Below are 26,022 nucleotides of genomic sequence, written 5' to 3' on the forward strand. Positions count from 1 at the left end.
TTCTCGCACGCGGGCCTGACAGCCAGCCGGTAGCGGCGCCCGGCGGTGGTCTGGAGCGTACTGGGGAGTCTCCTGTGCGCTGCCGGCGATGACGCCCCACCTGCCCGGATTGAGCGTACGAGGCTCTAGACTGGGGAGGGAGAACAAGCAAGCTCATCTTGTTCGCCGCCCTCAACCACGGAGGTTCAACCCATGGCTAAGCGCAAGAAGACAGAGCCGATGACCCTGCTGCATTGCCTCGAGAACACCGGTGAGAGCCTCAAGGGCGCCGGAGCCCGGGCCGCGCAGGCCGCCGCCCCCACGGTGGAGAGCGGGCTGAAGCGCGTGGGCGACCTCGTCGACGCCGGCGTGAAGGTGGCTCAGGACACCGCCGACAAGGCCAGGCCACAGGTGGAGGGGGCCCGCAAGAAGCTGCAGGACGAGTACCTGCCCAAGTTCACCGAGCGGGCCGGCACCACCGCCGCTTCTGCCGGACTCGCCCTCGCCGCCGTCAACACCCCCGAGGGCCTGGAGAAGCTGGCCACCAAGCTGACCGGTGACAAGAAGGCCGTGAAGAAGGCGCAGAAGGCGCTGCTGAAGGCCAGCAAGGAACTCCAGAAGAGCACCAAGGCCAAGAAGAGCGGCAGCAAGGCCATCTGGATCGGCGCGATCGCCCTCGCCGGTGCCGCCGGCGCCGCGTACTACCTGTGGCAGAAGTCGCAGCCGGTGGAGGACCCGTGGTCCACGCCGCTGAGCAACCGCCCTGCTGATGCGCGCCCGGTGGGCTCGACCCCGGCCGCTCGCGCGGACAAGGATGACACCGAAGGCGGAGGCGACAGCGCTCAGGCCAAGGCCTGATAAAGGCTGACGCCACCGCCACTGCGGGGCCGGTCTGCCGGAGCTCCTTCCTCAAGGAGGTCCGGCAGGCCGGCCCCGCCGTTCGTTCCGGTTCCATTCCGGACCGGCCACCCCGCACCCGGCCGCCTTCTCCGTACCCCCTGGGGCGCGCGTAGCTCGTGCGGTGCCGATCCGGGCACACGCGGCGGTTGGCGGTGAGGGGACCGGTACCTTGAGACCATGATCTCCGCGCGTACACAGAGCCTCGTCACGGTCATCCTGACCCTGATCTTCATCGCCTTCTACACGACGCTGTTCCTGGTGTGGACCGTCGGACGGCCTGGAAGCGACCCCGATGGCAGCCTGGACGCGATGCTCTTGACGCTCCGGACCGGCATCGTCTTCGCCGCACTGGCCGCTCTCGGCGGTGTTCTCATCGTGCTACCGGTCCTGGCCGAGAGGATCTCACCGGCACTGTCTATCGCCTCGGCGGGAGCAGTGCTGGGCGCCGGGCTCGCCACCCTGGGCGTGATCATCCTGGCGACCGTTCCCCAGGCTCCCGTGCTCGGCTTCACGCCCGGCATCTCCGTGGTGGGCACCACGGCATTGCTGCTATGGGCCGCGCGCTCCACGGTGCGGGCGAAGGCACCTGCCGGAATCCCAGGCCGATGACTCAGTCCGGGCCGCCGGACTGGTGCCCCGAGGTCGGCTCGACGCCCGCCTGTGCCGTGGCCTGGGCGAACCGCTCGCGCGGACCGACCATCGCCAGATGGGGGCGGTGCCGCAGCGAATAGCGCACCTCGACATCCCAGTGCCGCTTCACCCAGACCGCGGCCGCCACGGCGATCAGCACGGAGGCGACTCCTCCGGCTCCCACCGCCCAGCGCGGTCCGAGCCCCTCGGCGATGGCGCCGACGATGGGCGCGCCGATGGGCGTGGTGCCCATCACCACCATCATGTAGAGCGCCATCACCCTGCCGCGCATGGACGGCGCGGTCGCCAGCTGCACGGTGGTATTGGCGGCGGTGAGCATGGTGAGGGCGAAGAACCCCACCGGCATGCACAGCACGGCGTAGAGCCAGTAGGTCGGCATCACGGACTGCGCCAGCATGGCGATGCCGAACGCCAGCGCCGAGGCCACCACGATCCGCACCCGCGGCGTCCTCCGGCGGGCGGCCGCCAGGGCGCCGGTGAGCGAACCGACGGCCAGGATGGAACCGAGGATGCCGTACTCCGTGGCGCCCACCCCGAACGCCTCCCTGGCCATCACGGCGGAGGTCATCTGGAAGTTCAGGCCGAAGGCGCCGACGACGCCGACGACCACCAAGACCGTGACGATGTCGCTGCGCCGTCGCACATAGCGGATTCCCTCCCGCACCTGCCCCTTGCCGCGGGCGGTGTGCGGAAGCTCGTGCAGCTCGGCGACGCGCATCGCCAGCAGCGCCAGGATGGTCGCGGCGAAGGACGCCGCGTTGATGATGAACACCCAGCCGGTGCCGACGAGGGCGATCAGCAGGCCGGCGCTGCCGGGCCCGATGAGCCGCGCCGCGTTGAAGGAGGTCGAGTTCAGGCCGACGGCGTTGGGCAGGTCCTCCTGCGGGACCATCTCCGCGACGAAGGTCTGGCGCACCGGCGCGTCAAGCGCGGAGACGACCCCCAGCAGCAGCGCGAAGCCGTAGACCTGCCAGAGCACGGCGTGCCCGGAGAGGACCAGCAGGCCTAGTCCGAGCGCCAGCACGCCCATGGCCCCCTGGGTGAACATGAGCATGCCGCGACGGGGCAGCCGGTCGGCAAGCAGCCCCGCGTAGGGGCTCAGCAGCAGAATGGGCAGGAACTGCAGACCGGTCGTGACGCCGACCGCGAAGCCCGAGTTGTCGGTCAGGACGGTCAGGACGAGCCAGTCCTGCGCCACCCGCTGCATCCAGGTGCCGATGTTGGCCACCAGGGCGCCGGCGAACCAGAGCCGGTAGTTGAAATAGCGGAGGGAGTGGAACGTGCGTCTCATTCCTCCACCATCCGGCGCAGGATCACGACGGCGTCGCTGAGCGTCTGCCGCTCGGCGGGCGTCAGGCGAGCCAGGCGCTTGTCCAGCCAGGCCGTGCGCCGTCGCTTGATCTCTTTGACCAGGGCGGCGCCGTCGCCGGTGACCTCGACGAGGACGCAGCGCCGGTCCTCTTCCGCCGGCCGACGCAGTACCAGTCCGCGGCCCTCCAGCGAGGCGACCGTGCGCGTCATCGACGGGCGGGTGACGTGATCGTACTCGGCCAGCCGGCCGGGTGTCATGGGGCCTAGGTGGAAGAGGGCGGAGAGCACCGAGTACTGCGCCTGCGAGACCTCCAGCGTGGACCCCTGCCGCAGCCGTCGTGAGAGCCGCAGCACCGCCTGCCGGAGGTTCGTCGCCAGGTCCAGGCGTGCTCTGGGCTTGACGGACGATGTGGTGACGGTCTGATCGCTCATACCGTAAAGGTTAGCCTACGTCATTAGCTTGGCTAACGATGGGGTAGCCCTGGGGCCCGTTGTAGCTGGGGATCCTGGGGTGTGCCGCCGGCACCTCCGGCGCGCCGGGCACCCGGGCGCGCCAGGAAGAGCCGGTGTCCGACTCCCGACCGGAGGGTGGTCCTGCTGCGCCCGAGTTCCCGGCTCCCAGGGTGCTCGCGGTCTCGTGCCCCTCCGGGGGATTGTCAGGATGAGCGTCTCTCCGGTGACCGCGCCGATAGCCTCGCGCCCGGCCGGGGCGGATCAGGAGGGGGTGGTGTCACGGCCAGCCGGGGGCGGGTCGCCCTCGTCGCCGGAGGCCGGGCCGTGGGGAGCGTCCCCGCCGCCGGGAGCAGCAGCCGTCCCGGTCTGCGGAGGCGGAGCGGGGGCGCCGGCGGGCGGCGATGCGGGCGCGGACTGCGTCGGGGATGGAGCCCCGGGGGGCACGGGTCCCGTCGCCGGGTACGCCGCGCCGCCCGGCACGGGACCTCCTGGAGCCGGCGCCATGCGGGGCGCATGGCCGGCGGGCACCGGCATCGGCGGCCTGCTGGCGGCGCGCCGGCGCGCACGCTTGCGCAGCAGCCGGTACAGCAAGAACCCGGGGAGTGCCAGGACGATCAGCCAGGGCAGCAGCGCGCCGAGCGCCACGAACAGCACATTGACGAATCCCAGCAGCGCGTTCCAGCCGCTCTGCAACCCGCCCAGGAACCCGCCGGGCTCGACCGCGCGGTCTTCAGCCGCGATCAGTTCGACTTCGAGGGTGGACATCTCGACCTGCTCGCCCAGGGCGTTGCGTTCGGCGATGAGCGACTCCAGCTCGCCCTGCCGCTCGCTCAGCATCTCCTCGGCCTCGAGCAGCTCGGTGCTGTTCCCCGCCTCCGCCATGATGCCTTCCAGGCGGTCGATGGAGACCTCCAGCGCGCCGATCCGGGCATCCAGGTCCCGGACCGTGCCGGTAACGTCCTGGGCGCTCTGGCTGCGCTCGGTGACCTCGCCCAGCTCGTCCAGCTCGGCCAGGAACGCGTCGAGCGCCTCGGCCGGGACGCGGACGGTGAGCGAGGCACGCGTGGCACCGTCGTCACCGGCACGCTCCCGGCGCTGGTCGACGTGACCACCGCGCTCCTGGGTGCGCGCGGCCAGATCCTCGGCGGACGCGCTTGGATCGTCCACGACGATAGTGGCACGCGCGGTGGTGATCACATGGCGGTTCGAGTCGATGGACTCCGCTGGCGCCCCGGCCTCCGCTTCATCGGCGGAGACCCCGGAGCCCGAACCCTCGCTGCGGTCGGGCATGGCGCCGCAGGCGGTCAGGGCGAAGGAAGTCGTCAGGGCGAAGGCGAGGATGGCCAGGAGACGTCTCATGACCGTCACGCTAACCCTGGTTTCCGGTTCGCCGGCGGGACGTTGCAGCTTGGGCACGTAGAGCGGCGGGCCCGGCGCGCCGTCTTCAGGGGGAAGCCTCAGGCGGAGGGGCCGGCCGCCTGGAAGTGGCCTCGCAGGGTGGAGGTCTCGTACTCGTGCCGGTACAGGCCCCGCCGGCGGAGGATCGGCACCACCTCGTCGGCGATGACCTCCAGCCCTTCCAGCAGCACATCCGGCTGGAGATTCACGCCGTCCCAGGCGCCCAGCCGGTACCACTCCTCGATCCGGTCGGCCAGCTGCTCCGGCGTGCCGACGAACCCGCCGTGCCCGGACCCGCTGTACCTGGTCTCCCGCAGGTACTCCCGCACGGTGGGTCCGGTGGCGCGGATCTTCTGCAGGATGGATTCGCGGAAGCCGATGCTGCCGGTGAACGTCGCCGGGTCGAGCGGGGCGTCCAGCACCTCGGAGGGGAACTTCTCGTCCAGGTCCAGCGTGCTCACATCGAAGCCGATGGCCTGGGAGAGCCAACGGGCCGAGTACGCGGCCGGGCTCGCCTCGTGCAGCTCGTCGGAGCGGCGCCGGGCCTCCTCCTCGGTGCTGCCCAGGCTCAGCAGCAAGCCGGGAAGGATCTTCACCTCGTCCCGGGTCCGGCCGTACTGCTGGGCGGCGTCCTTGACCAGCTGGTAGTGCGGAACCGCCGTCTCCGTGGTCAGCTCGGCGGTGAACACGCCATCGGCCAGCCGGCCGGCGAGGGCCCGCCCCTGCGGCGATCCGCCGGCCTGGAAGAGCACCGGCCTGCCCTGCGGGGAGGCGGGTGCGCACAGCCGGCCCGAGACCCGCAGGTGCTCCCCGTCCAGGGACAACTCCTCGCCCGTCCGGGCCGAGTCCCACAGTCCCACGACAGCGTCGGCGAACTCGGCCCCGCGGGCATACCGCTCCTCACGGGTGGGAACGCCGTCCAGGCCGAAATTGGCCGCAGCCTGCGGATCCCGGGAAGTGACGAGGTTCCAGCCTGCCCGGCCGCCGGAGACGACATCGAGCGTCAGGATCCGCTCGGCCAGCTCGAACGGGTCGTTGAACGTGGTGGACGCCGTGGCGATCAGCCCGATGTGCGAGGTGTGGCGGGCCACATGCGCCCAGGTCACCGTCGGGTCGAGCTTGGCCGGATTGGCGTCCTGGCCGGGATTGCCCAGCGAGGGCGAATCGGCCAGGAACAAAGCGTCGAGCGTGCCGCGTTCGGCAATCGCGCCGATCTGGCGCCAGTAGTCCCCGCTGTGGAACGCATCGGCGGTCAGTCGCGGAGACTTCCAGGCGGCCGGGAGATAGCCCAGGATGAGCGCGTTGACGCCGAGCAGCACGTGACCGTTCCGTTCAGGCATCGCTCACACCCCCTGCCCGCCGCCGGAGAAGGGGTCCTCCCGCACCGAGGGGTCGGTGCCGTTGACGTACCAGTCACCCAGCACGCGCTCCTTGTAGATCCGGGGATTGTGCGAGGCGAGGGTCCTCGCATTGCGCCAGTGCCGGTCCAGCAGCACCGCCTCCGAGGTGCCGGAGGCGCCGAGCGCGTCAAACACCTCATTGGTGACCGCGAGCGCGGCGTCGATGATCACCAGCTGCGCCTCGGCGGTGCGCACCGTCGCGGTACGAAGCGCCTCGCCGCCCCTGACGTCGGCGCCGGCCCGGCGGGCCTCGGCCACCTCGTCCAGGGCGGCGGTCTGCGCCTGCAGCGCGGCGTCCGCCTGGAACACCTGCGCGCCGAGCCGGCCGATGACCTGCAGCAGCTGCGCGTCCCGCGCCGGGACCTCGTCCAGCCCGAGGGGGTAGTTGCGGCGGCGCTGCTTCAGCGCCTCGATCGCCTCGCTCCACGCAGCCCTGGCGATGCCGGCCAGGATCGCCAGCAGGCTGGTCTGGTAGAACAACCCCTGATAGGGGAACCGCTCGGCGGCGGGGAAGAGCCCGAACCGGTCGACCTCAGCCTGATCGTAGCGGGCCGAGCCGCTGGCGGTGGTGCGCTGACCGAAGCCGGGCCAGTCGTCGATCAGCTCCACCCCGGGCTGGTCCCGGCGCACGAGCGCGGTCAGCGCCGTGCCCGACTCGTCCACGCCGATGACGTCCAGCCAGTCCGCGTACAGGCTGCCGGTGGCGTAGAACTTCGCGCCGGTGATGTACGTGGCGCCCGCACGCGTGCTCAGGCGGGTGCGCATATCGCTGAACTTGCCGCCGTTGGCCTCGGTCCAGCCGCCGCCGACGAAGTCCCCGGCGCGGAACCGTTCCAGCCAAACCTCACCGGCCTCATCCGGCGGGGAGTAGAGCCGGTCTTCGACGAAGGCCCAGTGGTTGCGGAAGACATGGGCGATATTGGCATCGGCGGCGCCCAGCTCGGCCAGCAGCCGGAAAGCCTGTTGCAGGGAGGCGCCGGAGCCGCCGTGCCGTTCGGGGATGCGCAGGCGGGAGAATCCGGCGTCGATCAGCCAGCGGACCTGCTCGTGGGCGAAGATCCGCTCGCGCTCCCGGTCGCGGTTGCCCTCCTTGATCTGCGCGAACAGGGGATGGAAGCGATCGCTCAGTTCCGCGTCGACGGCGGTGGGCGGGCTGAGCCACGAGACGGCGGTGCGGGCGTCCTGGGCTGCGGGCATGGTCACTCCTGTGGTTGCGGGCTCGTCGGGGCTCATCGGGAGGCGCCGAGCGGGGAGGCGAAGGCCGGCGCGGCATCGGAGAGCCGGTCCGGTGGCTGGGGCAGTCCGAGCCTCTCGCGCAAGCTGAGCGGAGCGGGCCGGCTGACTGCGGTAGGCGTGCCGGGCGCACCGGTGCTGCGAGCACGGTCAATGAGCCCGGCCAGTTCCGCCAGCAGATCCTGCAATGGCGCTCCGGGCGCGGCGATGAGGATGCCGTCGGCGCCGGCATCGCGCAGCGCCGGGCCGCGGGACGCCTGGGCGGGATCGACCTGGACCAGCAGCCGCCGGGCCGGGCCGGTGCGAGCGGCGATCTGACCGACCCCGGCCTCCGTGGCGCCGGCGAGCACCACGACGTCCACGGCCTCCGGCGCCAGCAGCGCCTCCCCGGGCCCGGCGGCGTACCAGAAGAGCACAGGCGAGGTCTGCTCGCTGGTGGGTGCGCTCAGCGGGCCGGCGGAGTCGAAGACGCCGGTGTGGTCGACCCGCCGGATCCGGTCCGATTCGACGAAGACGTCCCGTGCGCGGTCGGCCACGACCGTGTCCGCCGGCCAGCTCTGGCCCAGCGCCGCCAGCAGGGTGGCGGCGTCCGCCGCGGCTTCGGCCTGGCTGGCAGTCGTTCCCCAGACCCGTCCTGCCGGGGCCGCCCGGTCTGCCGCGCCGATGAGCACGCCGGTGGTGCCGTGCGCGAGCAGATCGGCGGACTGCGCCCGGCGCGCCAGGTTATAGGGGTGGTCCCGCTGCGGGGCGTAGGGCAGTACCAGGGGGATGTCCGGCCCGCTGGCCGCCAGATAGGTGGCGGCGATGCTGGAGTCCAGGTGGAGGCCGGGCGCACGGGCAGGCGGCGTGGACGCGGACTCCGGGCCGGAGGAGTCGGCCTCCTCGGCGGCGCTGACCGGAACGAGGCGGTCGAGCCCGAGGACGGTGAACGTCAGCGGCAGCCCGGCCAGGGCCTGCAGCGCGGCCGTGGAGCGGAGCAGCTGCTGCACCTGGCTCCCGTCCAGGCCGAGGCCGGTGAAGGGGGCGGTTCCGGGATGCCGCGTGCTGCCCGTGGTGGTTCCGGTCGTGTTCCCTGTGGGGCCTTCAGTCGTCATGGGGTGCCTGCCTTCCTGGTGGAGAGGTTCGCCGCGAGCAGCGCCCGGGTCTCCTCGGCGCGGGTGTCGTCGTAGAGGTCGTCGGTGGCGAACTCGTCGACGAGCGCGCCCTGTTCCAGCACGCCGATCCGGTCGCAGATCCACTCCACGAGCGCGAGGTTGTGCCCGATGAACACGTAGGTCAGGCCGAGGCGGTGTTTGAGGTCCAGGAGAAGCTCGACCAGCGTGGCCTGTGTGGAGACATCCAGCGCCGAGGTGGGCTCGTCCAGGATCAGGAGCTCGGGTTCGAGCGCGAGGGCGCGGGCGATGCCGATCCGCTGCCGCTGCCCGCCGGAGAGGGCGTGCGGGTAGCGGCCGCCGAGTTCCGCGGGCAGCCCGACGAGGGCCAGCTTCTCCTCCAGCAGTTCCCGCCCGGCGGCACGGCCGCGCCCGGCGAGCCCGAAACGCCGCAGAGGACGCAGGATCTGCTCACCGACGGTCAGCCGTGGATTGAGCGAACTGGTGGCGTCCTGGAAGACGTACTGGAACCGGGGTCGCAGCCGCGTCAGTGCGGCGCCGCCGGACCCGGTGATCTGATGCCCGTCGAAGACGACGCTGCCGGAGGTGGCCGGGAGCAGGCCGCCGATCAGGCGGGCCACGGTCGATTTGCCCGAGCCCGAGCGCCCGATGAGCCCGTAGGCCTCTCCGGGGCGCACGGCGAAGGCCACGTCCTTCACGGCCGTGAACTCCCGGCGGGGCATCCCCGTGCCGAGGCCGCCCAGGGCGAAGGTCTTGGTCAGGTCCCGCACAGTGAGCAGTTCACCGCGCTCGGAGTCAGCCGCCTCCGCCGGATCGTTCGGCTCCGTCAGATCGGCCGGATCGGCCGGACCGGCCAGGGGGGTCCTCGCACCGGAAGTCACGCGGCCGGGCCGGCCCGCATCGGCGGATCCCGTCCCGCCGGGGTTCCCCTCCGATGCGGCGGCGCTGCCCGTACCGGGAGGAGGGCCCGCATCGGCGCCCGGCTGCGCGGCGCCCCGGCCGGCGCCGGCCGGTGCGGCGCCCAGGCGCGGGACGGAGGAGAGCAGCAGCTTCGTATAGGGGTGCCGGGGACGCTGGAGCACCTCGGAGCGCACGCCGGCCTCGACGACGCGGCCGTCCCGCAGCACGACCACGCGATCGGCCATGTGCTCCACCACGTCGAAATCGTGGGTGATGAGCAGAAGCGCCGCATCGCGGGTGGTGACCACCTCGTGCAGCAGGTCCAGCACCTGCCGCTGGACCACGGTGTCCAGCGCCGTGGTGGGCTCATCGGCGATCAGCACGGCCGGCTCCGCCAGGCTGGCCAGGGCGATCATGACGCGCTGGCGCATGCCGCCGGAGAGTTCGTGCGGATACGCCCGCAGCACCCGGTCCGCGTCGCCGATGCCCACCCGCCGCAGCCATTCGGCCGCCAGCTCGTTCCGGGCGCCGGAGCCCAAGCCGGGGCGGTGATGGCGGATGATCTCGCCGAGCTGGTTGCGGACCGTGAAGGAGGGGTCGAGCGAGGCCAGGGGGTTCTGGAAGATGACGCCCAGCCGCCTGCCGCGGTAGGCGCTCAAACCGCGCTGGCTCAACCCGGTCAGCTCGTCACCGCCCAGCCGGATTGAGCCGGAGGTGATCTGCGCTGGACGGGGCAGGAGCCCCAGGATGGCGGAGGCAGTGACGCTCTTCCCGGAGCCGGACTCGCCCACCAGGGCGAGCACCTCGCCGGCGGACAGGGTGAAGCCGACGTCCCGGACCACCTCGCTGCCGGGGGATTTGGGCTCGAAGCTGACGGAGAGCCCGGCGACCTCCAGCACAGCGGCCGCGCCCGGGCGCCGGCCGGGCTGCGGGGCGACCGCCGCGGGCCGGGGAGCGGACGCGGTCATCGCGGGACCTCCTCGGCCGGACCGGAGGCATCGGCGTGACCGTCCGGACCGGCGGCGCCGACCGGGGTATCCCGGCCGTCCGCCCCGGCGTCTCCGGTCTTCCGGCGGGATGGTGCCCCGCTGCGCTGGCGCACGTCCAGAACGTCCCGCAGGCCGTCTCCGAGCCAGTTGAACGCGAGCGCGACGATCAGCACCATGAGCCCCGGGAACAGCGCCACGTAGAGGTTCCCGGAGATCACGACGCGAGCGCCGGTGGCGATCATCTGCCCCCAGTCGGCCGTCGGCGGCTGCACGCCGATGCCGACCGCGCTCAGGCTGGAGGCGAACACCACCATGCCGCCGACCAGGCTGGTGGCGTACACGATGATCTGCGTCGTGACATTGGGCAGGACCTCCCGGAAGAGGATCGAGGCGTGCCCCGCGCCCAGGGAGACCGCCGCCTCCACGTAGTCCTGTCCCTTCTGCTGTTTGACCTCGGCGAAGACCACCCGGGAGACGTAGGGGATGACGGCGAAGGCGATCGCCAGGATCACCACGGACGGCCCCGGCGCGAAGAGCGCCGCCAGGGCCACGGCCACGATGATCACCGGGAAGGCGAACATCACGTCGACCGTGCGCATGATCAGCCCGGACAGCAAGGGCCCGGCGAAACCGGCGACGATGGCCAGGGCACTGCCGACCACCGTGGAGAACGCCACCGCGACGACGGCGATGAGCAGGGAGGTGCGACCGCCCCAGATGATCCTGCTGAGCAGATCGCGGCCCTGGTCGTCGGTTCCCAGCAGGTGCCCGGGCGACCCGGGCGGCAGGTATTTGCTGGCCGGATCGGAGAGCAGGGGGTCGTGCGGCGCGACGAGCGGGGCGAAGACGCTGGAGAGCACGACCACGGCGATGATGACCAGGGCGACGCCGACCTGCAGGTTCCGGCCGGTGACGGTGCGGGGCCGGCGGCCGGGCAGGGGGACCAGCCGGGAGGCGTTCTTCGGCGCGGTCGCGAGATCCGCCATCATGCCCTCCTCAGACGGGGGTTGAGGCTGTCGACGGTGATGTCGGTCAGCAGGTTGACCACCAGGTAGCAGGCGGCGACCAGCAGGATGCCGCCCTGGATGACGGGGTAGTCCTTGCCGTTGACGGCGTTCAGCAGCTGGGTGCCGATGCCGGGCCAGTTGAAGACGCTCTCGACGAAGATGACGCCGGTGATGAGCGTCCCGATCTCCAGGCCGGTGATATTGACGGCAGAGGGCAGGATATTGCGTCCCACGTGCTTGCCGTACAGCTTCCACCGGGGGATCCCCTGGGAAGCGAAGGTCTTGAAGTGCTCGGTGCCGACCTCGTGGATGATGCCGATCCGCACGAACCGCGCCAGCACCAGCATCGAGATGAGACCGGCGGCCAGGGAAGGCAGCACGAGGTGTGCCAGCAGGTCCGCGAAGCCCCCGCCGTTCCGGGACTGCATCCCGCCGACCGGGAGCCACTGCAGCTGCAGGGAGAACACGATGATGAGCACCAGGCCGAACCAGTAGATGGACAGATTGCTGCCGATCTGCACGATCAGCATCACCGCCCGGTCGATCCAGGTGCGGTGGAAGATGCCCGCCGTCGCGCCGATCGCCATCCCGAACACCACGCAGGCGACGACGCCGCCGAGGGTGAGGATCAGCGTGTTGAGGAAGTTGGGGCCGAGGATGTCGAACACCGGGACGCCCAGCACGATGGAGATGCCCCCGCCGTCGACGGCCACGTTCTTCAACCAGACGAAGTACTGCTGCCACAGCGGCAGGTCCAGTCCGTAGGTGGCGCGGATCTGGTCCAGCTGCTCGGCAGTGAACCGGTTGGCGTACTGCGCCTCGATGGGATCGCCCGGGGTGAGGACGCCGATCAGGAAGGCCAGCACGGAGACCAGCGCGAGGATCGGGAGCATCAGGAGCAGGCGCCATCCGATCCGCTTGACGGTGCCCACCCGCTACTCCGACAGCCAGACGGTGCTCAGGTCGTACCAGTTGGTCGAGGCGAAGGTGAACCCCTGCACGTTCGGTCCGGTGGCGTAGTAGCGGGTGAGGTTCACCGCCGGGATGACCAGGGCGTTCTCCCGCAGCAGCGCCTCGGCCTCCTGCCACTGCTGGATGCGGGCGTCCTCGTCGTCGGTGTACAGAGCCTCCTGGATGGCTTCGGTGACCTCCGGGTAGTCGTCCTGATCCAGGCCGCGGCCGGTGAGGCCGTTGTAGCCGTTGAACAGCCACTCGGCGTTCGTCTCGCCGAACTCGTCGAGGCTCAGTCCGTCGCCCTCCTCGGAGTTGTAGACGCGGGCGCTGTAGCTGACCCGGTCGAGGGATACGATCTCGGTCTCCACGCCGATCTGCCCGTAGGCGTCCTGCAGCCACTGGGCGAGGTTCTCGTTGGCGACGTCGACGACGAGGTTGAAGTGGAGTTCGCCGGGCTCGTATCCGGCGTCGGCGAGCAGTTCGCGCGCGGCCTCCGGATCGTACTCGAAGTCCCGGACGGCCGGGTCGTAGGCCTCGTTGCCCGGCGGGAGGAAGGAGTACTGCGGCGAGGCGTAGCCGTTGAAGACCTGCTCGGCGAGAGCCTCGCGGTCCAGGCCGTGGATGAGCGCCTTGCGGACTCTCTCGTCCTGCAGCTGCGGGTTGTCGTAGTTGAAGGAGAGATAGATGAGCTGGGCGCCCGTTCCCTCGGGCACGTTGAACCCGGCGTTCTCCAGGGTCTCCACGTCATCGGGCTGGACATAGCTGATGTGGTCGACCTCGTTGTTCAGCAGGGAGGCGACCCGTGTCTGGTTGTTCGGGATGATCCGGAAGGTGAGCGTGTCCAGGTAGGGCCGGTCGCCGTAATAGTCCTCGTTGCGTTCCAGTTCGATCCGGTCGCCGATGGCGCGCGAGACGAACCGGTAGGGCCCGGTGCCTTCGGGCTGATCGGCGAAGGCGTCGTTGCCGTGCTCCTCCCAGACGGCCGGGTTGCCGATGGGCAGCGTGTACATCGACTGCGCCAGGATGCGGGGGAAGCCCAGGAAGGGCTCGCTGAAGGTGAACTCGTAGGTGAAGTCGTCCACGGGCTGCGCTTCGGACAGGTTGCCGAACCACACCTGGAGCCGGCCGGCTGCTTCCTCGTCGTAGAACTCGTAGTCCTCGTCCCAGACCCGCTGGACGTTCTGGTGCACCGCCTCGGCGTCGAACCGGGAACCGTCGTGGAAGGTGGCATCCTGGCGGAGGGTGAACGTCCAGGTGCGGCCGTCGTCGCTGCTCTCCCAGCTCTCCGCCAGGGCGGGCTGCAGATCCGGGACGCCTTCGGTCTGGGTGAGGTCCTCCTGGACCAGCGGCTCGAAGATGTGCCGGGAGACGCGGTAGGTCTCCCAGAACACCTGACGGTGCGGGTCCAGGCCGCGGGGCTCCAGGTAGAGCGCCGAGACGAAGTCACCGCCCTCGACCGGCTCTCCCGCGTCTCCGGTGGCCGCCGGGCCGCCGCCTGCGGCGCAGCCGTGCAGAAGGACCGCACTAGCGGCGATGAGGGCGACTCCGGAGACGATGCGGCGCACGGCGGGCCTGCCTTTCGTAGACGGGGCGGCTCTCGGCGAGAGCCTTCCGGGGGCGCGGCAGGAGAGCGATGGGCTCTACGCCGCGTGAACTGTCTACGAGAGTGACCGGCGGCGGGCACCAGCGGCAATACCGGCCGACACGGCGCGGCACATGCCTTCACGGGCCGTCATACACAGTCATGGGACGACGCGCGGGCGCCGCGTCATAGTGCCCGCGGCGCATCGGCGACCTTTGACGGGCACCGCCAGTCCCCGCGCCTCACGGCTTCCGCCGGATGGCCGCGAGGCTGCTGGTTGCCGGCGACCGTTCGCGGACTGCTGCCGAGACGCAGCCGCTTTTCGCTGTGGCCCGAGGCTGGGTGCGAGGGCAACGACGGCACGGCCGCGGCAGCATCCGCCGCGGCCGTGCTGTTCAACGTCCCTTGAACGCCTACCGGCGCCGGCGAGCGAGGTACAAGGTCCCGCCGCCGAAGGCCAGCAGGATCAGGCCGAGGGCCAATGCCGCCAGCTCGCCACCGGTCCGCGGCAGCGGCCCGGCTGGTCCGCCGGCACCGCCGGCACCGCCAGCTCCGGAACTGCCGGCCGAGCCGGAGCCGCCGGGCGCACCCGGAGCGGGCTCGCTGGTCTCGGCCTCGTCAGGTCCCGGCCCGCCGGGCGCGGGCTCCCCGGGTGTCGGTTCGGCGGGGGCGGGCTCCGTTGGAGCTGGCGCACCGGTTTCAGCGAGCACCTCGAAGCGTCCCTCGTAGAGCACCTCACCGGTGGCGCTGTACACAAACAGCGTGTGATTGCCGGGGGCGATGTCCTCCGGGACGGCGAAGACGGCGGTGCCGTCCTGCACGATCGCGGTTCCCAGGTCGACCGGATCCGAGTGCAGCTCAGCCGAAACCGTCTGCCCCTCGTACTCCGCCAGTCCGGTGACCACGATCGGATCCCCGGGCCTGCCGGACTCCACCTCGACGCTCACGCCACCACCGGGCTGCGTCGGCTCAGGCTCAGTGGGCTCGGGCTCCGTCGGCTCGGGCTGCGTGGGCTCAGGCTCAGTGGGGGCCGGAGTCGTGGGCTCGGGCTCGGTCGGGACGGTCGTCGGCCCAGGTTCGGTCGGCCCGGTCGGTCCCGGCTCTGTCGGAGCAGTCGTCGGTGCCGGAGTGGTCGGAGTCGGCGTGGTCGGAGTCGGCGTGGTTGGCCCCGGCTCCGTCGGAGCAGTGGTCGGCCCGGGTTCGGTCGGCGTCGTCGGCCCGGTCGGTTCCGGTTCGGTCGGCTCAGTCGTCGGTCCGGTCGGCGCAGGTTCCGTCGGCGCCGGCGTGGTCGGCACTGGCTCGGTCGGCGCCGGAGTCGTGGGCTCGGGTACCGGCTCAGTCGTGGGTTCCGGCGTCGGCTCACCGCCGCCATCCCCTTCCTCCGGGCGGGTGAAGGTCCACTCGGCGGCGGCGTCCTCGGCCAGCGCGTAACCGGGCAGGGCAACCGCCGAGACCGTCACGGATTTCCCGTGCTCGACGATCACGGTCCCGGTCACGACGTCCTCACCGATCCGGTATTCCACCCCCTCAACCTCAGGGATGTCCAGCACGCCCGTCTCCTCGTCAAAACCGGGCTCGACGGGGGTGGCCTCGGTGAGCGTCACCGTCACGGTCACCGTCTGGGACTGGGCCTGCGTGAAATAGCTGGTGCCGGAATAGACCACGACGAAGCGGTTCTCACCGGCGGATAGCCGGTCAGCCGGTACCGTGAGCTCCGCCGTCAGAGAATCTGTCTCCGCCAGGTCCACGACGGCGATCGGGTTGTTCCACCCCGCATCGGAAGCCTCGTGCAGATTCAGCTGCCCGCCCGGGAAGTCCGGATTCACGTCAAAGAACTCGGCCATCTCGTTCAGCAGCTCACGGAGGGTGCCCTCCTCGGGCCATTCCTCGGGAAGGAGCACCTCCGCCGTCAACTCGACGTCCTGGCCCCAGTCCGCGGCCGACGGGCCATCCAGCGTGAGGCCCGGCTCGGCGGGCCCAGGACGCACTTCCAGCACATTCGAACGCGACGCAGCCACCCCGTGCGCCGCCGAGGCCGGGATCCTGGCGGTCAGCGGCCAGACGTCCCCGCCGGACGCCATGATCAAGGCCGCCGCGAGCTCCGCAGGGGGCGGGCCGTCGCCGACCTGATTGGACAACACGAATGTGGCGGTGCCGTCGGCGTTCAGCTCGGCGGTGACCGGTGTCCCGTCGATCAGCTCCAGCCGCCGCTCATCGTTCTCGTACCCGCTGAGATCGGTGTGGGCTTCTTCCCACAGCTCCACGACGACGCCCTCCAGGCCGAGACCCTCAGGAGCCGTCACGGTCACCGGCACCTCCAGCTCGTCGAAGGGGTACCAGCTCAACGTCTCCGGGATCGCCACAGACACGTCGACCAGGTCGAACGCCGCCTGATGGCCGGCGGAGACCGCCTCGGTGAAGTACCGCGTACCGGAGAACACCGCCACGAACTCGTACTCGGTGCTGTCGGCCAACGACGCCGCCGGGATGACCAGCTCCGTGCTGAGGGCATCCGCCTCCGCCAGATCCACCGAGGCGAAAGGTCGCTCGAAGCCGGTGTCGTCCGCGGCGTACAGCGTGATCTCACCCGCCGGGAAGTCCGGCACCGGGAAGCCGCCTCCCCTCATGAAGTCCAGGATCTCGCGCAGATCGTCCGCGCTGAACCAGCCTTCCGGCAGTCCCAGCTCCGCGGTCAGGGTCAGGTCCTCGCCCCAGATGAGCACCTCGGGTCCGTCGAGTGTGAGAGCGGGCTCGGCCGGCGCCACCGTCAGAGCGGTGACGTTCGAGGCAGCGTCGGCCAGCCCCCTGTGCCCCTGGTCGATCACGCGCACGGCAAGATCGGTGGCGATGTCCCCGCCATCGGGCGCTCCGGCGAAGAGCATGGTGAGGAGGGGGTACGCCTCCGGGTCCAGGCCGAAAGCAGCCTCAAGCACTCCGGCGGGCAGCAGAAGCGTCGCTTTGCCGTCGCCGTTCAGCACCGCCGTGACGGGATCCCCCGCCGGCAGCGGATAGCCGTCGACGAAGACCGGCGCTCCGTCTTCTGGATAGCTGATGGTCCACGCCTCCCAGAGCTCCACCACGACGCCCCCGAGGTCCACGCCCTCCGGCGCAGTGGCGGTCACGGGAATCTCGATGTCCTCGCCGACCAGCCATTCGGTCACGCCGGGAATCGTCAGCTCCAGCTCCGCGGCGTCCGCCTCAGGCTCCGAGGTGACCTCCAGCCCCCTGGGCTGTGCAGCGGGCTGACGCGCAGTGAAGCTGGGCAAGATCAGCTCAGGGGCCATCGCCTCATCGGGCCCCGGGGACCCTGAACTGGCCGGGGACCCTGAACGGGGCTGTGCAGCAGGTTCCGCTGAGGGAGCGCCGCCTTGCCCGGCCTCGACATCGTCCCAGCTGACGGCGGCGGCCGGACCGGTCAGGACCAGCACTATCGCCACAACGGCGGCAAGCAGGCGGCGGAAGGTCACGATCTTCTTCACAGTGGCGTCCCCGAAAGTGGTGCGAGCTGAATGAGTGTGGCGGGCACACGACGTACGAGGTCCTGGCCAGCCTTTACTCACCTCATCACGAGGTTTCGTTCAGGAACAGGGTGGTAGATACTCAAAAACGGTTCAGTTCTCGCCGCGGTACTGGACCGTGCCGGGCAGGTCGCGGGCGCGCAGCAGCGTGAAGATCCATCCGGCGCCGGTGCCGGGCCGATGGCGCATCGCCGCCCGGACCATCCCCTGGTCCAGGATCTCCGTGTCCGGCGGCGCGACGCGACGCGAGTACGGCGTGCCGGGCTCGATCACCCGGCTCGTTCCCTCGACGGCGGACGGGAGCGAGGCGGCGAGCTCATCCGGGTCCGGACTCGACGTGCACATCAGCGTGACCGGCACGCCGGCATTATCCGGCCGCACGCCCACCGCCACATCGCCGGCGATGACGGCGGCGGCGACCTCGCCCAGGCAGGCGGCGTAGGCGCGGATCTCGGGGTCCTCCGCAGCGAGATCCTCCACCGAGTCCCAGGAAGGTTCCACTCCGGCCGCGGTGTAGATCACATCGTCCTGCAGGGCGATGAGATGCCCCAGGGCGGTGGTCATCGGCTCAGCGGGATCCTCGTCCCGGCTCAGCGCCGTCTCGCCCTCCCAGCCCTGGGCGCGGGCCGCGGCATAGACGGCATCGGCGTCCTGGCCGCCGAGCAGCGCACCGGCACGTTCGGATCCGCCACCGGAGGCGATGGCCAGCTCGGCAGCCCGGACGTCCAGCCCGAGCCCGGCTGTCAGATGTGCCCGCGGCGCGAGCGCGCCGAGGCCCAGGTGGCGGACGTCGTCGTCCCAGGCGCCGCCGGGGTCGCTGTCCGCGAGTTCGCCGAGCCGCTGGACGTCGCCGAACTCGATCCAGAGATCCCCGCGTGGCGCGGGAACCCGGCGCAGCGCGAGCATGAACCGCGATTCCGGTGCCTCGCTCTCCGCCGTTCCGGGCGCCTGACCCGCCGGCTCGTCGCCGGCCTCTTCTGATCGGACGCAACCGCCAAGCAGGACGGCCACGGCGATGAGCGCCACGACCGTCCTGCTGACCTGGGCGAACACCTAGCGGCGCCGCCGGGAAAGGTGCAGCGCGCTGCCGCCTAGGGCGATCAGGGCCAGGCCTGCCCCCAAGGCGGCGAACTCGCCACCGGTCCGCGGGAGTGAACCGCCGGACCCGCCACCGGACCCGTCGTCACCCGAACCACCGGGCCCGGGCGGGCTCGTGTCGTCCGCGACCTCGAAGGAGGCGCTCAGGTCCGTCCCGTCCACCGTGACGGTGTAGCTCCCGATGTAGATGCTCGGATCCGAGGGGCTGTCGCCGTAGATGACGAACGCGGCCGTGCCGTCCTCGTCCACCGGTACCGTCTGCGAAAGACCACGTACGGCCTCCCCGTCCGGAGCGATCGTGAACGTCACGGTCTCACCGGCGGTGAACCCGGTCGCAGTCGCCGTCACGCCTCGGTCCGGGTCGACGAACGCCTCCGGGGTGATCCGTTCCGGATCCACGCTCAGCTGCTGCTCGACCTGGGCGGCCAGCACCTCGAAAGGCCCTTCGTAGAGGACGTCGCCGGCGGCGTCGTACACGAACAGGGTGTGGTTACCCGGAGCGACCTCCGGGACGGTGAATCCGGCCGTGCCGTCCTGGACCAGGGCGGTCCCCAGGTCGACCGGATCCGAGTGCAGTTCGGCCGAAACCGTCTGCCCCTCGTATTCCTGCAGACCGGTGACCACGATCGGATCACCGGGCTTCCCGGACACCTGCTCGACACTCACCTCATCGCCGGGCTGGGTGGGTTCCGGCTCGGTCGGGCCGGGAGTCGTCGGCTCAGGCTCAGTGGGCTCCGGGCTCGTCGGCTCCGGCTCGGTCGGGGCCGGAGTCGTCGGTTCTGGCTCCGTGGGTCCTGGAGTCGTGGGCTCCGGTTCCGTCGGCTCCGGGGTCGTCGGCTCCGGCTCGGTCGGCGTGCTCGTCGGTTCTGGCTCCGTCGGTTCCGGCTCAGTGGGCGCCGGGGTCGTGGGCTCCGGTTCCGTCGGCTCGGTCGTCGGCTCCGGGGTGGGTTCCGTGGTCGGCGGAGTCGTCGGTTCGGTGGTCGGCGGGGTGGTCGGCTCGGTCGTGGGTTCCGGCGTCGGCTCCGGATCCGGGTCCGGGTCCGGCAGCACCGTCAGCGTCGCCGAGTCCTGCTCGCCGGCGTCCGAGCGCATCTGGAGCTCGTACGTCCCCGGCGCCAGAGGGCCGCGGTACTCGTGCGAGAACCCGCCCGGGACGGACCCGCCATCGGCATCGCCAGTGGAGTACTGGCCCTGTTCCTGGCCGTCGATGAGCAGCGTCACGGTGCTGCCAGGCGTGAAGCATTCGCCCAGCAGCGCCACGCCGTCCTCACGCAGCTCAGACGCGGTCAGTTCCGCCGGAAGGAGCCAGAAGCTCGGCGGCTGGCAGATCGGCTCCGGAGTGGGCTCAGTCGTCGGCTCAGGCGTCGTCGGCTCCGGGGTGGGCTCAGTCGTCGGTTCAGTGGTCGGCTCCGGCGTCGTCGGCTCAGTCGTCGGCTCCGGCGTCGTGGGCTCAGTCGTCGGCTCCGGAGTGGTGGGTTCCGGGGTCGTCGGCTCAGGCGTCGTGGGCTCGGTGGTCGGCTCCGGAGTGGTGGGTTCCGGGGTCGTCGGCTCAGGCGTCGTGGGCTCGGGCTCCGTCGGCTCCGGCTGCACCTCGGTCTGCGCCGTAAAGGTAAACCGGTAACCCTGGCAGGAAAGCTCAGGCATGGAAGCGTACCCCTCGCCCGAGGCGGTGCCATCGGCGTTCACCACGACGCCCTCGAGCACGTACCGGACGGTCGATCCGCCCTCGCCGAAGTCCCAACTCAGATCGAACGGCTCCCCGGCGGTCACCTGCGTAGCGGGCATGCCAGCCCACTGCATGGGGGTCGGGAAGAGCCCGCACTGGACATAGCTCTCGGTCTCGAACCCGGACATCACGCCGGCCTCGACCTGGAAACTCACCGTGGCGCCCGTATACGCCGTGCTCGTACCGGTATAGGTTCCCGAAGGCGGCGCTGCTTGCGCCGCGCTGGCGGGAAGACCGGCGGAGAACAGACTCAGCAGCAGCGCCAGCAGAGCGCCGATGATTCCTGCCGGCAGAAGTGCACGGCTCCGGGTGGCGGGGTCGTCGGGCATATGAGTTCCTCTCGGGGATGCGCCTGTCTTACGCGCTGTCAGGGAGCACTCGCGCGCCTCCCCGGCGGGAAGACGCGCCACATTCCACATCCTCCGCCTCGGAGCCCTGGGAGGGATACCCGTATTCCTACGGGTTTCATCACGAAACCGACGGTGGCCGGTGTTTGGGACAGAAAGCTGATATACCGTAATCATCCTGTTCACAGCCGGATATATCGGCGCACGAATGCCGCCTCCCGAGCCGGGCGGCGCTGAGGTGAACTCGAACCGGGAAAGGGACCGCATTGTGCTGATCGGACGTGACGAGGACGTCTCCCGGCTTCAGGCGGCCATCACCGGGGGCCGGCTGGCGCCGGGGGCCCTGCGGCTCGTCCGCCTCGAAGGGCCGATCGGTGCGGGGAAGACGGCGCTGCTCTCCCGCGTCCTGGCCGAGGCGCCGGGCCGCGTCCTGGCCACGCGCGCGGACCGGATGTTCTCCTCCGGACCGCTTGCCGCCGCCCGCGTCCTGCTGGAGTCCCTGCTGCACGAGTCCCTTGCCCGCCTGGTCGAGGGGGCCGGGCCGGCCCAGCTCGCCCGCGCCTGCATTCAGGCGCTCGGCGAGGAACCCGTGACCATAGCCGTCGATGATGCGCAGTGGCTGGACCCCTCCTCAGAGGAGTTCTTCGCGGCCTTCCTCACCGCGCCGGCGCGAGCACCCCGCGTCCTCGTCCTGGCGCACCGTCCGCACCAGGAGCCCGCCGCGGTGCTCAGAGCGGCACGCCGTGCCGGCGCCAGCGATGAGCACCTGGTCGTGGGCGCGCTGCCGGAGACCGCCATCCGGACCCTGGCAGAGGGCCTGCCACCGCACCAAGCGCGGGCCGTGGCGGCCTCGGCGGACGGCAATCCCCTGTTCGCGCACGTCCTCATCTCGGCCTTTCAACGGCACCCCGAGGCGCGGGACGTCAGCGACGTCCTGGACCTGGCCCGGCTTGGACCCGGCGCCGGGCTGGCCGCCGCGGTCGCCGACGACATCCGTTCCCTGCCGGACTCCGCGCGCACCGTGCTGCGCGGCATCGCCGTCCTGGGCCGCCTCGATCTGCCCGGGCTGCGCGCCGTGACCGGACTGGATCCCGATCCGGTACGCGCGGCGCTGGAGGTGCTGCAACGGCACGGACTCCTGGCCGTGACCAGCACCGAGGCCCTCCATCCGGTGATCCGGGCCGGCGTCTACCAGGACATCCCGCGGGACTGGGCGGTGCAGGCGCACCGCATCGCCGCGGCGCAGCCCGGCCTCGACCCGCTCGAACGCGCCGAGCACCTCGCGTTCCTCCGCGAACACGCCAGCGATGACGAGGTGGGCGAACTGGTGACGGCAGCCCGGCAGGCGCTCGGCGCGGCACCGGCCACAGCGCGCCGCTGGCTTGAGCCCGCATCGGCGCACCGGCGGTGCCCGGCCCTGGAGCTGGTCCTGGCACGAGCCGAGATGATGTGCGGGGACACCGCGCGTGCGATCGAACGGCTACGTTCCCTGGCCACACGTTCGGAGCACGCCGGCGAAGCGCGCGTGCTGCTGGCCCACGGGCTGCGGATGAGCGGCAAGCCGGACGAGGCGAGTGCGCTGCTGCACGATCCCGGCGACGAGAACGTCGACCCGGCGCTGCTGATGGAACGGGTCGCCCTGGCCTCGCTGGTGGAAGAGCCCGTGCCGGAGGATCTGCTGGTGCGCCTGGCGGCGGAGGGCCGCCGGTACACCCTCGCGGCGGCGGCCTTCCGGACCATCTCGCTGCTGGTGTCCGGCCGGGTGCCGCTGGCCAGGGAGGCCTTCACCGGCGTGCTCGAGGGGCTGCACGAGCTGCCGCCGGAGGAACTGCGCGATGTCCTGGACGCGGCGGCGGCCGCGGTGTGGTCCGGGTACATCCTGGATCACACGCCGGCGGCGATCCGGCTCGGCACCCGGGCCCTGCGCACCGCCCGCCACTTCGGCCGCACCACGCTGCTGGCGAATCTGGGCGCGGCCCTGGCCTTCGCGCTCATCCCGGCCGGCCGGCTGGAGGACGCCGATGCCGCCGCGGAGCAGGCGGTCGAGGACGCCGGGCGGGCCGGCACGGCCGATCTGATCGGGATGGCACGCACCGCGCAGGCGCTCTCGGCGCTGTGGCGGCGCGACGAGTCCCTCATGCGGCTGCGCCTGGAGCAGCTGCGCGAGGCGCCGCTGCCGTCCGTGCTGTGGTGGCGGCGCACCGTGCTGTCCTCGCGTGCCCGCACGGCCGCCCTCGTGGGGGAGGCCGAACCCTATGCGTTCACGCCCGGGCCGGCCGATGGCACGGCGCCGCTGCGCTACGCGGATGCCGCGACGATCTCCTTCCTGGCCGGAGATCCGGCCACCGGCGTCCGGCTGGCACAGGAGGGCCTGGCCCTGGCGGATGCCGGCGGCCTGGAGAGCCAGGGCGCTCTGCTGCGCACCACGCTGGGAGAGGCGCTGCTGCGCGGCGGGCAGGATCCGGCCACCGCCCGGTCGCTGCTGGCGCAGGCCAGAGAGAGCTACGAGCAGCTCGCGATGCCCTACCCGGCCAGGCGTGCCGCCGCGGGCCAGGAGGAGGCCGAACGCCTGGTGCGGGACTCCGCGGCCGGCAGGCTGACGCCGAGGGAGCTCGAGGTCGCCCGGCTCGTCGCCGAGGGATTGAGCAATCAGGACATCGCTGAACGTCTGGTGATCAGCCGGCGCACCGCCGAAGAGCACGTCTCGAAGGTGCTGCGCAAGCTCGGTGCCAGCTCACGCGTGGCCGTGGCCAGGATGCTGCCGCAGCCCTGAACCCCGGCTCGTACCGGAAGCTCAGCCGGACTGCTCGCCCAGGAAACCCCGCAACAGGCTCTCGGTGCCCGCGGCGTGCTCGGCGGCGACCGCCTCGGCGGTGGCCGCATCGCCGGCGATGACGGCCTCGACCAACTGCCGGTGCTGCTCCTGACTGTGCTCCAGGTTGACCTGCAGGAGCGGGATCATGTCGAGCAGATGGTTGATCCGGGTGCGGACATCGGCGACGGCCCGCAGCAGGCTCGGTATACCGGCGCACTCGGCCACCAGCAGATGCAGGCGGGAATCAAGCCGGCGGTAGGAGTGCTCATCGGCGCCGGCGGAGTCCGCGAGCGCCGACCGCAGCGCCTCGACCTGGGCCGGGCTCAGCGCGGCCGCGGCCGCGCGCCCTGCCGCGGCGGTGTCCACGATCATGCGGAACTGGAGGGCGTCGTCGAGTTCCCCGGGATCGGGCTTCTCCACCCGGACGGCGATGCCCTCAGGTTCCTCCTGCGGCTCGCAGACGAAAGCGCCCCCGTACCTGCCCCGGCGAACCTCCAGGTAACCGGCGCGCTGAAGCTCGGCGATCACCTCGCGGAGGGTGCTCCGGGAGACGCCCAGCTGCTCGGCGAGTTCCCGCTCGCTGGGCAGCCGCTCGCCAACCGGTACCGAGCCGAGCCGGATGAGCTGGAGCATCCGCGCCATCGTCTCCTCGAAGGCGTTGCCGGACCGCACCGGCCCCAGCAGCGGGCCGACGCCGGGTACCTCGCTCATGACGGGCCTCCCGGCGGGATCGGTCCGGCGGCCGCCGGGCACGGGTGCGGGTTCATCTTCACAACATAGCGTGAGGCGCGCGGTGTATCATCCCCTGCCTCCGATGCGGTCACCGGCGCATGCACGCGCACCCGCCACCGGGCGGCGGGGCATACCGCGCCCGCACGACCACCGTTCCGGCACCTGCCGGAACGCGGCGCGAGCCTCATGCTGGCTCCACCCCGGCCGGCCCTCATCTGGTTCCTTGACCACCGATGAGACGTGGATTACATTAAAGCCAGCCTTTGGCCCGGAAACAGACCTTTGGCTCCCGAATATGCCCACGGACGATGCCGGCACACCGGTGCGGGCACGGCATGCGCCGCCCGCACCGACCGCACGGGATCTCCCATACCAACGGCGGTATCCATGGCATTCAAGAAAGCCCTCAGCAAGAACGTCGACTACACCGACGTCGACTCCAGCTACCTGGCGAACCGGCAGCTCAAGAAGGGTGCGGCCGGGTGGGTCCTGCTCGCCGGCCTCGGCGTCGCCTACGTCATCTCCGGTGATTTCTCCGGCTGGAACCTGGGCCTGGCCGAAGGCGGCTGGGGCGGCCTGCTGATCGCCTTCCTGCTCATGGGCCTGATGTACACCTGCATGGTGTTCGGCCTGGCGGAGCTCTCCTCCACGCTGCCGACCGCCGGCGCCGGATACGGCTTCGCCCGGCGGGCACTGGGCCCGCTGGGCGGATTCGCCACCGGCATGGCGATCCTGATCGAGTACGCCGTGGCACCGGCGGCCATCGCCACCTTCATCGGCGGTTACGTGCGGGCCCTCGGCCTGCCGGAGTCCGTGCCGATCTGGGTCGTCTACCTGCTGTGCTACGCGCTCTTCGTGGGCATCCATCTGTGGGGCGTCGGCGAGGCGCTCAAGGTCATGTTCGTCATCACAGCGGTCGCGGTCGTCGCGCTGCTCGCCTTCGTGATCGGCACCGTGCCTCATTTCGATGCCGCCAATCTGTTCAACATCGAGCCGACCCAGGCCGCCGGCGCCTCGGAGTTCCTGCCGTTCGGCTTCTCCGGGGCGGTGGCCGCGCTGGTCTTCGGCATCTGGTTCTTCCTCGCCGTCGAGGGCGTGCCGCTGGCCGCGGAGGAGTCCGCCAACCCCAAGCGGGACATGCCCCGGGGCATCATCACCGCCATGCTGATCCTGCTGTTCTTCGGCGCCAGCGTCCTGCTCCTGGTGCCCGGCACGGCCGGCGCCGATGCGATGGGTGTCTCGGACAATCCGCTGCCGGAGGCGTTGCGGCACATCTACGGCGCCGACTCCGCACTGGCGACCTTCGTGAACTGGGCGGGCCTGTTCGGGCTGGTCGCGAGCTTCTTCTCGATCGTCTTCGCCTACTCCCGGCAGTTGTTCGCGCTCTCCCGGGCCGGGTACCTGCCGACGGTGCTCTCCCTGACGAGCAAGCGGAAGACGCCGTACCTGGCGCTCATCGTGCCGGGCACCATCGGCTTCGCCCTGGCGGCGTGGCTGCAGGACGGCGGCCTGCTGATCAACATCGCGGTCTTCGGGGCCACCGTCTCCTATGTGCTGCTGAACCTCTCGCACATCATGCTGCGCCTGCGCGAGCCGGACCTGCCCCGCGGCTACCGTACGCCGGGCGGCATCGTGACCACCTCCATCGCGCTGGTCCTGGCCGCCGTGGCGGTGGTGGCGACGTTCTTCGTGGATGTCCTGGCTGCGGGCATCACCGCGATCATCTTCCTGCTGGCCATCGCGTACTTCTGGTTCCACTCTCGGCACCGGCTCATCGCCCGGGCGCCGGAGGAGGAGTTCGCCGCGCTGGCGAAGGCAGAGTCCGAACTCCAGTAGCGCCGGCGTGCACGGCGCAGCACGAGGCGCAGCCAGCCGCCCGCCGGCCCTCACGGGGTCGGCGGGCGGTCGCCTTGACGG

At 71.2% G+C, this 26,022-nt stretch carries 18 protein-coding genes; 4 read left to right on the forward strand and 14 right to left on the reverse strand.

Annotation, left to right across the window (positions count from 1 at the left end):
• The first annotated feature begins 192 nt into the window (after window positions 1-192).
• Complete coding sequence (locus tag IEW13_RS11725) at window positions 193-837, forward strand: hypothetical protein (protein ID WP_188551107.1); 645 nt, start codon at window positions 193-195, stop codon at window positions 835-837.
• Window positions 838-1,056: 219 nt separating this feature from the next.
• Entirely contained in the window at window positions 1,057-1,488 is a 432-nt protein-coding gene (locus IEW13_RS11730; RefSeq protein WP_188551108.1) for a hypothetical protein, read from the forward strand.
• 1 nt (window position 1,489) lies between these two features.
• Here IEW13_RS11730 and IEW13_RS11735 read toward each other — a convergent pair whose 3' ends face one another.
• The 13 genes from IEW13_RS11735 to IEW13_RS11795 form a co-directional block, all read right to left on the reverse strand.
• Window positions 1,490-2,821, reverse strand: coding sequence for an MFS transporter (locus IEW13_RS11735; protein WP_188551109.1), 1,332 nt, complete (start codon window positions 2,819-2,821; stop codon window positions 1,490-1,492).
• Entirely contained in the window at window positions 2,818-3,273 is a 456-nt protein-coding gene (locus IEW13_RS11740; RefSeq protein WP_188551110.1) for a MarR family winged helix-turn-helix transcriptional regulator, read from the reverse strand. Before IEW13_RS11740 ends, IEW13_RS11735 begins: the two co-directional genes overlap by 4 nt.
• A 282-nt stretch (window positions 3,274-3,555) precedes the next feature.
• Entirely contained in the window at window positions 3,556-4,653 is a 1,098-nt protein-coding gene (locus IEW13_RS11745) for a DUF4349 domain-containing protein (RefSeq protein WP_188551111.1), read from the reverse strand.
• Window positions 4,654-4,751: 98 nt separating this feature from the next.
• Window positions 4,752-6,032 (reverse strand): NtaA/DmoA family FMN-dependent monooxygenase, encoded by a 1,281-nt coding sequence (locus IEW13_RS11750; RefSeq protein ID WP_188551112.1) that lies wholly within the window; start codon window positions 6,030-6,032, stop codon window positions 4,752-4,754.
• Between the two features lie 3 nt (window positions 6,033-6,035).
• Window positions 6,036-7,289, reverse strand: a complete 1,254-nt coding sequence (locus IEW13_RS11755; RefSeq protein WP_188551113.1) for an acyl-CoA dehydrogenase family protein — start codon at window positions 7,287-7,289, stop codon at window positions 6,036-6,038.
• Between the two features lie 32 nt (window positions 7,290-7,321).
• Window positions 7,322-8,419: an LLM class oxidoreductase gene (locus IEW13_RS11760; protein ID WP_188551114.1), complete on the reverse strand. Its 1,098-nt coding sequence runs from the start codon at window positions 8,417-8,419 to the stop codon at window positions 7,322-7,324.
• On the reverse strand, window positions 8,416-10,305 hold the full coding sequence (locus tag IEW13_RS17685; protein WP_188551115.1) for an ATP-binding cassette domain-containing protein: 1,890 nt from the start codon (window positions 10,303-10,305) through the stop codon (window positions 8,416-8,418). Before IEW13_RS17685 ends, IEW13_RS11760 begins: the two co-directional genes overlap by 4 nt.
• Window positions 10,302-11,315 (reverse strand): ABC transporter permease, encoded by a 1,014-nt coding sequence (locus IEW13_RS11770; protein WP_229745118.1) that lies wholly within the window; start codon window positions 11,313-11,315, stop codon window positions 10,302-10,304. The genes IEW13_RS17685 and IEW13_RS11770 overlap by 4 nt, the downstream gene beginning before the upstream one ends.
• Window positions 11,312-12,265, reverse strand: a complete 954-nt coding sequence (locus tag IEW13_RS11775) for an ABC transporter permease (protein WP_188551116.1) — start codon at window positions 12,263-12,265, stop codon at window positions 11,312-11,314. The genes IEW13_RS11770 and IEW13_RS11775 overlap by 4 nt, the downstream gene beginning before the upstream one ends.
• Before the next feature lie 3 nt (window positions 12,266-12,268).
• Entirely contained in the window at window positions 12,269-13,852 is a 1,584-nt protein-coding gene (locus IEW13_RS11780; protein ID WP_188551117.1) for an ABC transporter substrate-binding protein, read from the reverse strand.
• A gap of 430 nt (window positions 13,853-14,282) precedes the next feature.
• Window positions 14,283-17,348: a hypothetical protein gene (locus IEW13_RS11785; protein ID WP_188551118.1), complete on the reverse strand. Its 3,066-nt coding sequence runs from the start codon at window positions 17,346-17,348 to the stop codon at window positions 14,283-14,285.
• 132 nt (window positions 17,349-17,480) lie between these two features.
• Window positions 17,481-18,440, reverse strand: coding sequence for a hypothetical protein (locus IEW13_RS11790; protein ID WP_188551119.1), 960 nt, complete (start codon window positions 18,438-18,440; stop codon window positions 17,481-17,483).
• Window positions 18,441-20,540, reverse strand: coding sequence for a hypothetical protein (locus IEW13_RS11795; RefSeq protein WP_188551120.1), 2,100 nt, complete (start codon window positions 20,538-20,540; stop codon window positions 18,441-18,443).
• A 286-nt stretch (window positions 20,541-20,826) separates the two neighbouring features.
• On the opposite strand from IEW13_RS11795, the gene IEW13_RS11800 reads away from it, so the two are divergent.
• Window positions 20,827-23,331, forward strand: a complete 2,505-nt coding sequence (locus tag IEW13_RS11800; protein WP_188551121.1) for a LuxR C-terminal-related transcriptional regulator — start codon at window positions 20,827-20,829, stop codon at window positions 23,329-23,331.
• A 21-nt stretch (window positions 23,332-23,352) separates the two neighbouring features.
• Here IEW13_RS11800 and IEW13_RS11805 read toward each other — a convergent pair whose 3' ends face one another.
• The gene (locus tag IEW13_RS11805; protein WP_188551122.1) at window positions 23,353-24,084 is read right to left on the reverse strand and encodes a FadR/GntR family transcriptional regulator; all 732 of its coding nucleotides are present in this window, start codon (window positions 24,082-24,084) and stop codon (window positions 23,353-23,355) included.
• A 408-nt stretch (window positions 24,085-24,492) separates the two neighbouring features.
• Here IEW13_RS11805 and eat point away from each other — a divergent pair, with 408 nt between their 5' ends.
• Entirely contained in the window at window positions 24,493-25,941 is a 1,449-nt protein-coding gene (gene eat, locus IEW13_RS11810) for an ethanolamine permease (RefSeq protein ID WP_188551123.1), read from the forward strand.
• The last annotated feature ends 81 nt before the right edge of the window (window positions 25,942-26,022 follow it).

Origin of the sequence: Sediminivirga luteola, assembly GCF_014639315.1 — a bacterium.
Classification (GTDB): Bacteria; Actinomycetota; Actinomycetes; order Actinomycetales; family Brevibacteriaceae; genus Sediminivirga; species Sediminivirga luteola.

Excerpts from the sequence above, each read along its gene's own strand:
- IEW13_RS11725 (WP_188551107.1), top strand. The coding sequence starts at position 193 with ATGGCTAAGCGCAAGAAGACAGAGCCGATGACCCTGCTGCATTGCCTC.
- IEW13_RS11730 (WP_188551108.1), top strand. The coding sequence starts at position 1,057 with ATGATCTCCGCGCGTACACAGAGCCTCGTCACGGTCATCCTGACCCTG.
- IEW13_RS11735 (WP_188551109.1), bottom strand. The coding sequence starts at position 2,821 with ATGAGACGCACGTTCCACTCCCTCCGCTATTTCAACTACCGGCTCTGG.
- IEW13_RS11740 (WP_188551110.1), bottom strand. The coding sequence starts at position 3,273 with ATGAGCGATCAGACCGTCACCACATCGTCCGTCAAGCCCAGAGCACGC.
- IEW13_RS11745 (WP_188551111.1), bottom strand. The coding sequence starts at position 4,653 with ATGAGACGTCTCCTGGCCATCCTCGCCTTCGCCCTGACGACTTCCTTC.
- IEW13_RS11750 (WP_188551112.1), bottom strand. The coding sequence starts at position 6,032 with ATGCCTGAACGGAACGGTCACGTGCTGCTCGGCGTCAACGCGCTCATC.
- IEW13_RS11755 (WP_188551113.1), bottom strand. The coding sequence starts at position 7,289 with ATGCCCGCAGCCCAGGACGCCCGCACCGCCGTCTCGTGGCTCAGCCCG.
- IEW13_RS11760 (WP_188551114.1), bottom strand. The coding sequence starts at position 8,419 with ATGACGACTGAAGGCCCCACAGGGAACACGACCGGAACCACCACGGGC.
- IEW13_RS17685 (WP_188551115.1), bottom strand. The coding sequence starts at position 10,305 with ATGACCGCGTCCGCTCCCCGGCCCGCGGCGGTCGCCCCGCAGCCCGGC.
- IEW13_RS11770 (WP_229745118.1), bottom strand. The coding sequence starts at position 11,315 with ATGATGGCGGATCTCGCGACCGCGCCGAAGAACGCCTCCCGGCTGGTC.
- IEW13_RS11795 (WP_188551120.1), bottom strand. The coding sequence starts at position 20,540 with ATGCCCGACGACCCCGCCACCCGGAGCCGTGCACTTCTGCCGGCAGGA.
- IEW13_RS11805 (WP_188551122.1), bottom strand. The coding sequence starts at position 24,084 with ATGAGCGAGGTACCCGGCGTCGGCCCGCTGCTGGGGCCGGTGCGGTCC.
- eat (WP_188551123.1), top strand. The coding sequence starts at position 24,493 with ATGGCATTCAAGAAAGCCCTCAGCAAGAACGTCGACTACACCGACGTC.